This is a genomic window from Winogradskya humida (assembly GCF_016862215.1).
GTDB classification, from domain to species: domain Bacteria; phylum Actinomycetota; class Actinomycetes; order Mycobacteriales; family Micromonosporaceae; genus Actinoplanes; species Actinoplanes humidus.
On the sequence record NZ_BOMN01000029.1, the window covers coordinates 54,012 to 67,333 of the forward strand.

The window sequence follows — 13,322 nt, forward strand, 5'->3', positions numbered from 1 at the left end:
CCTAATTTCGCGACAGTTCCGTGGCACGGCGCAACAGAGCTCGTTGTTCCGCCGGCGAAGGAGCAACGGCGGCGGCCTGTTCATAGAGCGAGACCGCGCGCCATCGATCGCCGGCCCGCGCGGTCATGTCCGCTTCGGCTGCCAGCGCGAGCGGATATCCGTCCAGCCCACCGCCGACGCGAGCGGATTCGAGCATTGCCAGGCCTGTTGCGGGGCTTTGGGCGTACCCATAGGCGACCGCTCGATTGAGCAGCACCACGGGTGACGGAACGACGGTGGCCAACCGGTCATAGAGCGCGGCGATTCGCGTCCAATCCGTCTTTTCGGCAACGTGACAGGCAGCGATGCTCGCTTGCAACGCATAGGGACCGTCCGTGGACGGCAGTATCCGCAGTGCCTCGGTTATGGCGTCCAGATCCCATCGGGCCCGGTCCTGCTCCGCCAGCGTCAGCAGATTTCCGTCGGCGTCACGCCGCGCAGCCCGTCGCGAATGTTGCAACAGGAAAAGCGCGAGCAGCCCGTCGACTTCGCTGTCGGACATCAGTTGCGCGAGCAGCCGGGTCAGGCGAATCGCCTCGTCGGCGAACGCGGGTTCGCCATCGGCGTCATAGCCGCGGCTGAACAGTAGGTAAAGCACCGCGAAAACGCTGGGGAGCCGCTCGTTCAGCGCCGGTCCCGATGGCACCCGGTAAGGGATCCGGGCCTGCGCGATTTTGTCCTTCGCCCGCGTCAGGCGGCGGGTCATGGTTGATTCGGTGACCAGGAACGCCCGCGCGATATCCGCCGCGGGCATTCCTGCCACCGTTCTCAGGGTCAGCGCGACCCGGGCCTCCAGCGAGAGCGCGGGATGGCAGCACGTGAAGATCAGCCGGAGCCGGTCGTCGTGCGCCGGTGCGGGCGGGTCGAGCGGCAAACTGGCGAGTTCGCTCAGCTTGCGGCGTTCGAGGTTCGCCCGTCGCAGCGCATCGATGGCTCGATTGCGCGCGACGGTCATCAGCCAGCCACCCGGATTGTTCGGTACGCCCTCCGCCGGCCACCGCTCAAGGGCCAGGGCCAGCGCCTCCTGCGCGCAGTCCTCGGCCAGATCCCAGTCGCCGGTCACCCGGATCAGCGTCGCCACGATCCGCGTGTGCGACTCCCGGCTGGCCGCGGCGACAACGACGTCGACGGGCGTACCCATAGGTGATCAGTCCTGGTGGAACGGGCGGAGTTCGATGCGGCCGGCGTAGGCCATGGAGTGGTTCCGGGCCACCTCGATCGCCTCGTCCAGGTCGGCGCATTCGAGGATGTCGAAGCCCACGATCACCTCTTTGGTCTCGGCGAACGGGCCGTCGGTCAGGAGCAGCTCGCCACCGCGCACCCGCACCGTGGTGGCCGAGGACGGCGGGACGAGCTGATTGCCGGTCAGGCGGCGGCCGGCCTTGTCGTTCTCGTCGACCCAGGTGTCGATGTCGGGAACCAGGGATTCGTCGGTCTCCGGCTCGGTGTCGGTGCAGACGAACATCATGTACTTCATGGCTCTGGGTTCCTCTCGCGGATGTTCCATCAAGGTGTTCTCACCGGAGTGACGATCGAGGGACGCGCTATCGGACAGCTTCGCTCAGAAAAGCTTAAAAAAAATCGGCAAGGCGGACGGGCCGAAGCGGATCGGGCCGGTCAGCGTGCCCCGGGCCCGCTGGATCAGGTGGCAGGCGCGGCGCAGATCGTGGCGCGGCACCGCGGTCAGGCGCCGCTCCGCATTCTCCCCGTCCAGGTCGGGTCGGCTGCCAGGACAGCATTCTCCCCGTCCGGGTCGGCCGCCAGGACAGCGCGGATTCTGCTGTGGACGGCGTCGCCCCGGCCCTCGTGTCGTCGATCACTTCCAGCGGTTTCCCGCTACGCGGTTGGCGATGCCGACACAGGCGATTCGGGCACCGGTCGACAGGTCCGTAACGAACGTCACAATCAGCATTCCCGCGAACCACCCACAGCCTGCTCGATCTTCGGCAACGCAGCAGCGCGGGGATCTCCGCTCCAGCGCCGCGCGCACCGACTCCGTGGACCTCGGCAGCGCCTCCACGATCAAGAAGGTGCGGCCGCTGGCACGCGTACACACTGAGAGGTTTTCAAGGCATTTGGCCGTCTATGACGATAGGTTTTTCGGCGCCGTCCAGACGATCTTGGAAGCTCGGCGTTATGATTGACGTCGCGTCGGCTTTCCGGCGCAGCCCCGGGTCGAGGGGCGCTGCGACGGACGGGTCCGCGAGATCCGGACCGCCACGCTCGGCCCGACGGTCACTACTTCAAGGGCGCCTCCTGACGAGGGGGTGCCCTTCTTCATGTCCAACTTTGATGCGGATCGTCTGCAGAAGCTCAACGGTCTCGACTTCGCGGTTGCCGACCTGAACCTCGCGGCCTTCGGCCGGCACCAGATGCGTCTGGCCGAGGTCGAGATGCCGGGCCTGATGTCCGTGCGCGAAGAGTTCCGTGCGGCGCAGCCGCTGCGCGGTGCCCGGATCGCCGGCTCGCTGCACATGACCATCCAGACCGCCGTGCTGATCGAGACGCTGACCGCGCTCGGCGCCGACGTCCGCTGGGTCTCCTGCAACATCTTCTCGACCCAGGACGAGGCCGCCGCGGCGGTTGTCGTCGGCCCCGAGGGCACCGTCGAGGCGCCCACCGGTGTGCCGGTCTACGCCTGGAAGGGCGAGACGCTGGAGGAGTACTGGTGGTGCACCGAGCAGCTGTTCAAGTTCGCTGACGGCCAGGGCCCCAACATGATCCTGGACGACGGCGGCGACGCCACGCTGCTCGTGCACAAGGGCCTCGAGTTCGAGAAGGCCGGCGCGGTCCCCGCGACCACCGCCGAGGACAGCCACGAATACTCGATCATCCTCGACACCCTGCGTGCCAGCCTGGCGTCGGACAAGGGCCGGTTCACCAAGATCGCCGGCGAGATCCGCGGCGTCACCGAGGAGACCACCACCGGTGTGGCCCGCCTCTACAAGTTCGCCAAGGCCGGCGACCTGCTCTTCCCGGCGATCAACGTCAACGACTCGGTCACCAAGAGCAAGTTCGACAACAAGTACGGCATCCGCCACTCGCTGGTCGACGGTCTCAACCGCGCCACCGACGTCATGATCGGTGGCAAGCTCGCCATCGTCTGTGGCTACGGCGACGTCGGCAAGGGCTCCGCCGAGACGCTGCGCGGCCAGGGCGCCCGGGTCATCGTCACCGAGGTCGACCCGATCTGCGCACTGCAGGCCGCCATGGACGGCATGCAGGTCGCCCCGATCGAGGACTTCGTCTCCCAGGCGGACCTCTTCATCACCACCACCGGTGGCACCGACATCATCACGCCCGAGCACATGGCCGCGATGAAGCACAACGCCATCGTCGCCAACGTCGGTCACTTCGACGACGAGATCGACATGGCCGGCCTGGCCAAGGTCCCCGGCATCGAAAAGGTCGAGGTCAAGCCGCAGGTGCACGAGTGGCGCTTCCCGGACGGTCACGCCGTCCTGGTGCTCTCCGAGGGCCGCCTCATGAACCTGGGCAACGCCACCGGTCACCCGAGCTTCGTCATGTCGAACTCCTTCACCAACCAGGTGATCGCGCAGATCGAGCTCTGGACCAAGCCCGGTGAGTACGACAACCAGGTCTACGTCCTCCCGAAGCACCTCGACGAGAAGGTCGCGCGTCTGCACCTCGACGCGCTCGGCGTGAAGCTCACCGAGCTCACCAAGAAGCAGGCCGAATACCTCGGCGTGGCAGTCGAAGGCCCGTACAAGCCGGACCACTACCGCTACTGATCGATTCCCGCTGGGGCCGTTCTCAGGAACGGCCCCACCGGGCGATCCGATCCAGCAGTTCCCGGCCGAGCGGGTTGTCTTCCTCGAAAATCGCAGTCTGAAAAACGTGGACCATGTCCTCGTAGATCTCCACTCGCACCTCGGTCCCGGCAGCGTCAGCCTTCTCCGCGAACCGCAGCGTGTCATCCCGCAGCGCCTCGGCCCCGCCGACGGCCATCACCAGCGGCGGCAGCCCCGAAAGATCCCCGTAGAGCGGTGACTGGGGAGCCTCGTCCGCCGCCGCACCGCCCAGATATTGGCCGATCAGGTGCGTGAGCAACTCCCGCCCCACCGGATCCCGCGGCGAATCGTCAACCGAGCCCCCGGTAATGGCCAGATCAGTCACGGCGGACCAGGTCATCACCCCCGCCGGCAACTCCTCGCCGTCCGCCTTCAACCGCAGAAGCGCCCCCAGCGCCAGCGCACCCCCGGACGATTCGGCCAGCACGTACACAGGCCCAGCCAGATTTCGGTACGCCGTCAGCACGTCTTCCAACGCAGCGGGGTAAGGATCGCCCGGCGCAAGCCGGTAATGCACCACGAACACGGGGCGCCCCGTCGCCTTCGAGAACAGATAGGCGGCCCGGTTCATCAACGGCGGATTCCGGTGCTCGAACCCGCCGCCGTGCACATACAGAAGAGGCCCGGCCCCAGGCGCCGCGTTCTCGGCGGTGACCAGCACGCCACCGGGAACAGCAACAGCCTCGACCGGGATCTCGAAGGAAAGCCCCCCAAAATCGGGAACCGTGGCGCCTCTCGGCATGGGGACAACAGTGACGACCATGGCGAGATCTAATCAAACCCCGCCGTGCGCCTCGCGATACTGCTGGTTGAGGCGCTCCGCCTCCTCGAGCTGATCCTCGAGAATAATGATCCGGCAGGCCGCCTCCAGGGCAGTCCCCTGATCGACCATCTCCCGGGCCCGCGCAGCAAGCCGCAACTGGTACCGCGAGTAGCGACGATGCCCACCCGCCGACCGGAACGGCGCGAACAGCTTCGCCTCCCCGAGCCGACGCAGAAAGTCAGGCGTCGTGCCCACGATCTCCGCAGCACGACCCATCGTGTACGCCGGATAGTTTTCGTCCCCGAACATGTCATCGGGTTGACCCATGTCACCTCCACGACGAGGACCCCGGCGCTCACGCGCCGGGGTCCGAGGGTTGCGGACTAAAACACCATCTGCCGACGTTTTCGCCGGGTTGTCGTTTCCGCACCGGCCCTGAAACACAGGCCCAGGCGCGAGGATCGCGTATGCGTGACCGGAGACCACCTTTCGTTCGATGGAAACTGCGGTGTCCGCGCCAAACCGAAAAAACCAGCAGGCCGCGGGCGATCCAACGGTGTCCGCCCTCCCTTTCCTCAACTTGCATTACCTGAACTCACCAACTCGCAAGGCAACTCCCCGGCGCCGGAGCCCCACGCAACTTCATGGCCCCAACACGTTCGAACAACCGCCTTACCCCCAGAACACTAACCACCCCCCGCCAAGAAAGCTAGTACCCCCAACCCAGCTTTTCTCGGCGTGTCCGCCAGCAAACCTCACCAACCATCCAGAGTCACCCGCAATCTCCCGCAAAGACAGCCACCGAGTGGTAGATGAGTGAAGCTCAGATTCACGTGAAGGACCCTCGCAAGCGCCCTACGTTCAAAGAACGATGAAGGTGCGCCTCGAAAGGCGGCAGCGACTCCGCCTCGTAAGCACGATCGCCGGCCTCACCATCGGCACCGGAGTCGTGCTCTGGTCACCGATGATCTTCTACCGCATCCTCGGCCGCGCCATGCCCTGGCAGGACCTCGCCGACGTCGGCCAGGCCTACGGCGGCGCTTCCGCCCTGCTCTCCGCCGCCGCGCTCTGCGGCATCGGATTCTCACTCATCCTGCAGTCGCGACAGCTCCGGCAGGAGCTGACCAGCCTGGACAAGCAGCGCCACTTCGAGCTCATCAAGCTCGCGCTGGACAACCCGGAGTTCTTCGAGGTCATCGACATCGGCCAGGTAACCGGCCCGCGCGACCGCTTGAAGGTCTACGCCAACCTGATGATGAACTACTGGCTCGCCATGTGGGAGCTGGGCGAGATAGGCGAGGCCGAGTTGCGCAACCTGACCAGAAATTTGTTCAAGGGCGACCTCGCGCGGACCTGGTGGCAGCAACAGCAAGGGACCTGGATGACGGTTCGCACCCGACGCCGGCGCCGGTTCATCGCGATCGCCGACGAGGAGTGGACGGCGGCGAACACCACAGCCTCACAGAGGGCAGAACAGCGGCCAGAACTGCCGCGCGGGGAAACCACGCGGCAGCAGCCGGGCAGGAAGCGCCGTAGGGCGGCCTTTTCGCTCGCTCTTCTGGGGGCCGGCGCAGCGGCCCATGTCTATCGGCGGCGGGCTAGGCGAGGGCGCTCAACTCATCGTCCTTGACGGCCGCGATGAACGTGGCGAAGGCTGCGGCATCAAACGTCAGCACTGCGGCGCGCGGGTTCTTCGAATCCCTCACGTATACGTAGCCATTGTCGCCATCAGCGACTTCGACGCAGTTGCCGCTGACAGCTGACCTTGCGCTTTTGCGCCATTGAAGAACAGCAGGGCCGAAGTCATTCATAGCATGCACTCCCGGTCAGTAAGTCGTCGAACGTTGCCATTCATCAACTTACGGACACAGGTTCTTGTAATTGGGTAAAAGGTCACAATCACTACTCAATTAGGCTTCCGATCAGGCGGAGGTCTCGGGAGGAGGCGCCGACGGAGATGGTGTAGGTGCCGGGGATGGTGTGCCAGGTGCCGTTTTGCCAGTGTTGGAAGCTTCGGGCGGCGAGGGTTGTGGTGATTCGCTGGGATTGGCCTGGGGATAGCTGGACCTTGGCGAAGCCGCGGAGGTTGCGTGGGGGTTCTCCTGCGGCGGGGGGCTGCTGGACGTAGACCTGGGCGACCTCGGCGCCGGGGCGTTTGCCGGTGTTGGTGATTGTGTATTGGACCTGGATGCTGCCGTTCTTGGCGGGTGACAGGCGGAGGTCTGAGTACGCGAAGGTGGTGTAGGAGAGGCCGAAGCCGAATTCGAAGAGGGGCTGGACCGCCTGGGTGTCGTACCAGCGGTAGCCCACTGACAGGCCTTCGGAGTAGTTGCCGCCGGGGAAACGGGCGGGGTCGGCAGCCGGCGCGTCGGCGAGGGAGACGGGGAACGTCACCGGGAGTTTGGCGGAGAAGTTGACGGTGCCGTAGAGGAGGTTGGCCAGGGCATGGCCGTATTCCTGGCCGGGGAACCAGGTTTCGATGATGGCTCGGACGGAGGCGGACCAGGGCATGGTGACCGCGGAGCCGCTGTTGACCACGACGATCGTGTTGGGGTTGGCGGCGGCGACATCCTGGACCAGGCGGTTCTGGGCTTCGGGGAGGTTGATGTCGGGGAGGTCGGCGCCTTCGGTGCCGAAGCGGCCGACGACCACCACGGCCAGGTCGGCGGTGGCGGCTACTCGGACGGCGTCGTTGTGGAGGTCCTGGCCGGGTTGGAGCCAGCCGAGGGTGAGCACCGCGTTGCCGGTGAACTGGGCGTATTCGACGGTGACCGGGACCGGTTTGCCGGCGGTCAACGTGATCGAGCCCGTTGTGGTGCGGGCCTTGTGTTCGGCCCAGCCGGTGTCGATGACCGTTTTGTCCCCCACGCGCAGCCGGGCGCCGTCGGTGTTGCTCAGCGAGAAGCGGTAGACGCCAGAGACTGACGGGGTGATCGTGGTGGTGGAGCGGGCCGACCACTGCGACTTGCGGCCGGTGCCGGGGTCGCCGCCACGCCAGCTGCCGTCGAGCACCTTGTCGGTTCGGGAGCTAAAAACCGCGCTCAAGCCAGTACCCGTAAAGAAGTTTGTCCGGAATGTCGAAAAGACCGGCGGGAAGGCACCGTCCGCACGCACCGTGCCGGGCTGGTAGGTCGTCGAGGGGTCCCGCTCCTTGATGCCCTGGTACGGCGAGACCACGTACTCCGGATCGACCCGAGCGCTCCCACCCCCCTGGCTGAGCACGCTGGTCTCACCGCCGTTGCCGATCACCGCGATCGAGCCGGTTTGGGCAGCGTCGAGTGGCAGCAGGTTGCCGGCGTTCTTGAGCAGGACGCTGCCCTGTTCGGCGACCTGCCGGGCGATCGCCGCGTTGGCGGTGCTGGTGACCCGGGTGTCGAGGGTGCCGGTCGGGGGGTTGTCGAACAGGCCCTGGCGGAACATCGAGGTCAGGATGCGGCGGGCGGACTCGTCGACGTTGATCGTGGAGTCCGTCAGGGGCTTGCCGAAGTACTTGTCGCCCGGCATCTCCATGTCGAGGCCGTTGCTGGCCGAAGCCTCCGTCGAGTGGGTGGCGTCCCAGTCCGAGGTGATGAAGCCGTCGAAGCCGAACTCGTCGTGCAGGATCTTCTCCTGCAGCTCACTGTTCTCGCAGGGGAAGGTGCCGTTGACCGGGTTGTAGCCGCACATGACCGAGCCGACGCCGGCGTTGATCGCGTCCTCGAACGCGGGGAGGTAGATCTCGCGCATCGTGCGCTCGTCGATCCGCGCGTCGCTGCCGGGAGTGTTGCGCCTGGTCTCCTGGTTGTAGACCGCATAGTGCTTGACCTGCGCGATAGGGCCCTGGGACCGAATTCCGGCGATCTCCGCGGCGGCCGACTGGCCGGCCAGGTAGGGGTCCTCGCCGAGCGACTCGAAGGCCCGGCCCCAGCGGGGGTCACGGACGATGTTGATCGTGGGGGCCAGGACCACGTTGGCGCCTTTGGCCCATTCCTCGGCGCCGAGGACCTTGCCGTACGCGGTCATCAGCGCCGGGTCCCAGGAAGCGGCCGCCGCGACGGGTGCGGGGAGCTGGGTGACACCGGTCAGGCTCCCGCCGACGCCTGCCGGGCCGTCCTGCAGGTGCAGCGGCGGGATGCCGAGCCGGGGGATGCCGTCGACGCAGCCGACGTACCCACAGGCTTTGCCGCCGTGCATGAGGGTCAGCTTCTCGGCGCGGGTCATCTTCGCGAGCAGGGCTTCCACGCGCTGATCCATGGACGGCGACGAGGAGCTGCCGCCCAGGCCGACGAGCGCCCCGCAGACGAGCACGCCCGCGAGCGCCATCCGTACCAATCGCATCGAAACTCCCTGTTCTGCCGGGCAACAGCGGGACAGAGTATCCCCGTCCGGGAGAATGAACCGGTGAGTGTCGAGACGACGTTGCTGTTCATCCTCGCAGGCGTGGCGGTGGTGGTGGCGATCCGGTGGATCGCCGACCGCACCGGGCTGCCTGCCGCCGCCCTTCTGACCCTCATCGGCATCCTGTACGCGGTGCTACCGGGGCCGAACATCGAACTTGAACCGGTGGTGGTGCTGACCCTTGTCCTCCCGCCGCTGCTCTACAACGCGGCCCTGGACTCCTCGCTGCTGGACATCCGGCGCAACCTGCGTACCGTAATCAGCCTTTCTGTCGTATTGGTCGTGGTCACGGCCCTGCTGATCGGTCTGGGCTTCTCGCTCTGGGTCGCCGGTGCCACGATGGCCGCCGGGGTGGCCCTGGGCGCCGCGGTCGCCCCGCCCGACCCGGTCGCCGCGCTCGCCGTGGGCAAAAAAGTGGGGTTGCCGCACAACATCGTGACCCTGATCCAGGGCGAGGGGCTGCTCAACGACGCCACCGCCCTGACCCTGCTGACCGTCGCGGTGAATGTCGCGTCGAGTGGCCACTTCTCGTTCGGTCACACCGTGCTCGAGTTCTTCGTCTCCGCGGGCGGCGGTGTCATCGCGGGCATCGTGGTCGCGTACGCCAACCGCGCCTCCCGTCCCATCCAGCGTGACCCGCTGATCGCGAACGCCATCTCGCTGTCGACGCCGTTCCTCGCGTACGTCATCGCCGAGGAGGTGCACGTCTCCGGTGTGCTGGCGGTGGTCGTGGCGGGCCTGATCGTCGGGCACGACACCCCGCGGCTGAGCTCCGGTGCGAGCCGGCTGCAGGTGGCCGCGGTCTGGCGACTGGTCGACTTCCTCCTGGAGGGCCTGGTCTTCCTGCTCATCGGGCAGCAGTTGCCGCGGGTCATCGACGGGCTCTCGGAGTACAAGACCTCGACCATCGTGATCGCCGTATCGATCACGGTCGGCGTGGTGCTGCTGCTGCGGCCGCTCTTCCTGCTCGTGACCCAGAAGCTGCCGGCGTCGATGCATGCCCGGCTGGGTGGCGACCCGGAGGAGAACGCCATCAAACGGGACCGCGCGCTGAACGGCCGCGAGATCACGGCGCTGAGCTGGGCCGGCACCCGGGGCGTCATCACGCTGGCCGCGGTCTTCATCATCCCGGCGAAAACCGACGACGGGGCGAACTTCCCCGACCTGGACCTCCTGCTGTTCTGCGCGTTCGTCGTGGTGCTGGTGACCCTGGTCGGTCAGGGCCTCACGTTCGCCCCGCTGGTGCGGATGCTGGGTCTGCGCGCCAACAAGTCGGACAAGGCGCGGCAGCGCAACGAGGCTCGTTCGGCCTCGGTGCGGGCGGCGATGGACCGGCTCGAGGAGATCCAGCAGGACGAGCACGACGACGCCGACGACCAGGCCATCGAGACGATGCGCAAGCAGCTGAACCACCGGCTCGAGCGCTATCTGCGCCGCATCGACCTGCTCGACCAGTCGGATTCCGACGAGGTGCCGGTGTCGCCGCAGTACGAAGCGGCTCTACGGGTACGCCGGGCCGTGATCGACGCCCAGCGCGAGGAGCTGATCCGCTGGCGTGACGCGGGCACGCTCGACGACGAGGGCCTTCGCGTCCTCGAACGCGAGCTGGACCACGAGGAACGGCTCCTGCCGGACCGTCCGAGGGCGTAGGAGGGGCAGGGCATGGCACGCGGAGAAATCGAGAAGCTGGCCATGCCCGTGCCCGCCGCGCTCTCCCGGGAGCGCCGCATCGCCGGCTTCGTCGCCGTCGGTGCGGGGCTGCCCGCGCTGACCCTGCTGCTCAAGATCGGCACCGGGCTGACGCTGACCAACGACATCCTGGTCTTCCTGGCCGCCGTGGTCGGCGTCGCCCTGATCGGCGGCCTGTGGCCCGCGCTGCTCGCCGCGGTCACCGGTTCGCTGGTCCTGAACTGGTTCTTCACCCCGCCGTTCCACACGTTCACCATCGCCGAGAGCGGCAACCTGCTCGCCCTGGCGATCTTCGTGCTGGTCGCGCTCGCGGTGAGCTGGGTGGTGGACACCGCCGCGCGGCGGACCAGGCAGGCCGCGCAGGCCGGCGCCGACGCGCGGATCCTGGCCGACGTCGCGGGCAGCGTCCTGCGCGGTGCCCGGCCGCTGATCGCGCTGATGGAACGGCTGCGCGAGACGTTCACCCTGCGATCGGTGACGCTGCTCGAGAACGGCACCGAGGTGGCAAAGGTGGGCGAGGACGGGCCGGGCGAGGCGGACGACGTGGTGAAGGTGGACGACGCCCTGGTCATGCTGCTGCGCGGGCACCCGCTCAAGCCGCCCGACCGGCGCATCGTGGAGGCGTTCGCCGCCCAGGCCGCGGTCGCGCTGCGTCAGGAAAGACTCGCGGCCGAGGCCGCCACGGCAAAACCGCTGGCCGAGGCGGATCGGATGCGCACGGCGTTGCTCGCTGCCGTGAGCCACGATCTGCGTACGCCGTTAGCGTCCGCAAAAGCAGCAGTCGCCAGCCTCCGCAGCGACGACGTGCACTTCGACGACAAAGACCGCGCGGAACTGCTGCTGACCGCCGACGAATCGCTCGACCGGCTGACCCGGCTCGTCACGAACCTGCTCGACATGAGCCGGCTGCAGGCGGGGGCGCTCGGCGTGACCCTGCTCGCGATCGGCGCCGAGGAGATCGTGCCCCGCGCGCTGGACGAGCTGGGCCCGGCCGGGCGTACGGTGCGGACCCGCATCCCGGACGATCTGCCGGCGCTGCTCGCCGACCCCGGCCTGCTGGAACGCGTCCTGGTGAACCTGATCGGCAACGCCCTGCGCTACAGCCCGGCCGGACGCCCGCCGATGATCACCGCGAGCGCCAGGGGCGGCACGATCGAGCTGCGCGTCATCGACCACGGCCGTGGCATCCCCGAGGACCGCTGGGACGAGGTCTTCCTGCCGTTCCAGCGGCTCGGCGACCGGGACAACCACACCGGGGTCGGGCTGGGGCTGGCGCTCGCGCGGGGGCTGACCGAGGCGATGGGCGGGACACTGCTCCCGGAGGAGACACCCGGCGGCGGCCTGACGATGGTGCTCTCGCTGCCGTCCGGCACGCTGGACGGATGATCGGTTTCCTGCACACCGCGCCCGTCCATGTCGACACGTTCGAACGGCTGCTCGGCGAACTGGGGCCGGGCGTGGCGAGCGTTCATGTCGTCGATGAGTCGCTGCTCGCCGATTCAGCGCGGCCCGGGGTCGACGACAGGTTGCTCGCGCGGCTCCACGAGGTTGCCGATGCGGGAGCGAAGCTGATCGTCTGCACGTGTTCGACGTTGAGCGGGCGCGCCGAGCAGTTGGGGGACGCTGTGGGCGTACCGGTGTTGCGGGTTGATCGCCCTATGGCCGACGCCGCGGTCGCAGCGGGACCCAGGATCGGGGTGGTCTTCGCGGTCGAGTCGACGCTGGCGCCGACCCGCGAGCTGCTGGACCGTCCCGGCGTCGAGATCGTCGAGGCGCCCTGCCTGGCTGCATGGTCACTCTTCCAGGCCAACGACCTCGACGGGTACGCCCGGAGCGTCGCCGCCTGCGCCCGAGCCCTCGACGTGGACGTGATCGTGCTGGCCCAGGCGAGCATGGCCCCTGCCGAGATTTTGCTCGCGGATCTTGGAAAACCCGTCCTGACCTCGCCCCGGGCCGCGGTGCGGGAGGCCCTTCTCCGCTACACACTTGTGTAGTAAATTGCACATGTGAGTAGCCCGACGGATCTGACCGCCCGCGCCCGCATCCGGGAAGCGGCGCTGACCCTCTTCGCCGCGAAGGGGATCGACGGCGCGACGATCCGCGACATCGCCCAGGAAGCCGGGGTCTCCTCCGGGCTGCTCCGGCACCACTTCGGCTCCAAGGAGGGGCTGCGCGACGCCTGCGACGACTACGTCATGGCCGAGCTCGCGCGGGTCCGGGCCCCCTACCTCGCCGGCAACCAGACGCTCGGGGCGCAGGCGATGAGCAACGCGCTCAACAGCGTGCCGCTCCGGCTGCAGAACTACGTGGTCCGCTCGACCATGGACGGCACCCCGGCGGGGGCGCAAATGTTCGAGCGCAACGTCGACGAGGCCGAGACCTGGCTGGCCCAATCAGACATCAAAACCGACGACCCGCGGGCCTACTGCGCGGTGCTCGTCTCCCTGCAGATGGGCATGTTCCTGATGCGGGACCGCATCTCCGCCACCATCGGCGCCGACACGCACGAACAGGTCGGGCAGGCCCGGATGCTCAAGGCCGCCGTCGACATCTTCGCGCAGCCGCTGCTGCCCCCCGACATGGCCGCCGACGCCCGCGCGGCGCTCGACCGGCTCATCACCGCTCAGGAGTAACCGCCATGC

Annotated in this window: 11 protein-coding genes and 1 pseudogene; 6 read left to right on the forward strand and 6 right to left on the reverse strand. The window is 67.7% G+C overall.

What is annotated here, in order from left to right; all coding sequences use genetic code 11:
* Position 1: 1 nt before the first annotated feature.
* Positions 2-1,180 carry an RNA polymerase sigma factor gene (locus tag Ahu01nite_RS12465; RefSeq protein ID WP_203836636.1) on the reverse strand — a complete coding sequence of 393 codons (1,179 nt, stop codon included), beginning with the start codon at positions 1,178-1,180 and terminating at the stop codon, positions 2-4.
* A gap of 6 nt (positions 1,181-1,186) precedes the next feature.
* Positions 1,187-1,516, reverse strand: a complete 330-nt coding sequence (locus tag Ahu01nite_RS12470; RefSeq protein WP_203836637.1) for a YciI family protein — start codon at positions 1,514-1,516, stop codon at positions 1,187-1,189.
* Positions 1,517-2,318: 802 nt separating this feature from the next.
* Here Ahu01nite_RS12470 and ahcY point away from each other — a divergent pair.
* Complete coding sequence (gene ahcY / locus Ahu01nite_RS12475) at positions 2,319-3,791, forward strand: adenosylhomocysteinase (RefSeq protein WP_203836638.1); 1,473 nt, start codon at positions 2,319-2,321, stop codon at positions 3,789-3,791.
* 22 nt (positions 3,792-3,813) lie between these two features.
* Here ahcY and Ahu01nite_RS12480 read toward each other — a convergent pair whose 3' ends face one another.
* Both Ahu01nite_RS12480 and Ahu01nite_RS12485 read right to left on the reverse strand, forming a co-directional pair.
* Positions 3,814-4,614 carry an alpha/beta hydrolase fold domain-containing protein gene (locus Ahu01nite_RS12480; RefSeq protein ID WP_203836639.1) on the reverse strand — a complete coding sequence of 267 codons (801 nt, stop codon included), beginning with the start codon at positions 4,612-4,614 and terminating at the stop codon, positions 3,814-3,816.
* Between the two features lie 12 nt (positions 4,615-4,626).
* Positions 4,627-4,941, reverse strand: coding sequence for a MerR family transcriptional regulator (locus tag Ahu01nite_RS12485; RefSeq protein WP_203836640.1), 315 nt, complete (start codon positions 4,939-4,941; stop codon positions 4,627-4,629).
* A gap of 544 nt (positions 4,942-5,485) precedes the next feature.
* On the opposite strand from Ahu01nite_RS12485, the gene Ahu01nite_RS12490 reads away from it, so the two are divergent.
* A complete protein-coding gene (locus tag Ahu01nite_RS12490; protein ID WP_203836641.1) occupies positions 5,486-6,244 on the forward strand; it encodes a DUF6082 family protein in 759 nt (252 codons plus the stop codon).
* Here the strand turns inward: Ahu01nite_RS12490 and Ahu01nite_RS12495 are convergent.
* Positions 6,213-6,425 (reverse strand): DUF397 domain-containing protein, encoded by a 213-nt coding sequence (locus Ahu01nite_RS12495; RefSeq protein WP_203836642.1) that lies wholly within the window; start codon positions 6,423-6,425, stop codon positions 6,213-6,215. The genes Ahu01nite_RS12490 and Ahu01nite_RS12495 overlap by 32 nt on opposite strands.
* Positions 6,426-6,516: 91 nt before the next feature.
* Positions 6,517-8,931, reverse strand: a complete 2,415-nt coding sequence (locus tag Ahu01nite_RS12500) for a beta-glucosidase (protein WP_203836643.1) — start codon at positions 8,929-8,931, stop codon at positions 6,517-6,519.
* Positions 8,932-8,994: 63 nt separating this feature from the next.
* Between Ahu01nite_RS12500 and Ahu01nite_RS12505 the strand changes: the two genes are divergently transcribed.
* From Ahu01nite_RS12505 to Ahu01nite_RS51350, 4 genes and pseudogenes are all read left to right on the forward strand, one after another.
* Positions 8,995-10,641, forward strand: coding sequence for a Na+/H+ antiporter (locus Ahu01nite_RS12505; RefSeq protein ID WP_203836644.1), 1,647 nt, complete (start codon positions 8,995-8,997; stop codon positions 10,639-10,641).
* A 48-nt stretch (positions 10,642-10,689) separates the two neighbouring features.
* A pseudogene (locus Ahu01nite_RS12510) lies at positions 10,690-12,066 on the forward strand (sensor histidine kinase); the annotation flags it as partial.
* Positions 12,063-12,674, forward strand: a complete 612-nt coding sequence (locus Ahu01nite_RS12515) for an aspartate/glutamate racemase family protein (RefSeq protein WP_203836646.1) — start codon at positions 12,063-12,065, stop codon at positions 12,672-12,674. The pseudogene Ahu01nite_RS12510 and the gene Ahu01nite_RS12515, both read left to right, overlap by 4 nt.
* Before the next feature lie 12 nt (positions 12,675-12,686).
* Positions 12,687-13,313: a TetR/AcrR family transcriptional regulator gene (locus tag Ahu01nite_RS51350; RefSeq protein WP_203836647.1), complete on the forward strand. Its 627-nt coding sequence runs from the start codon at positions 12,687-12,689 to the stop codon at positions 13,311-13,313.
* Positions 13,314-13,322 lie beyond the last annotated feature (9 nt).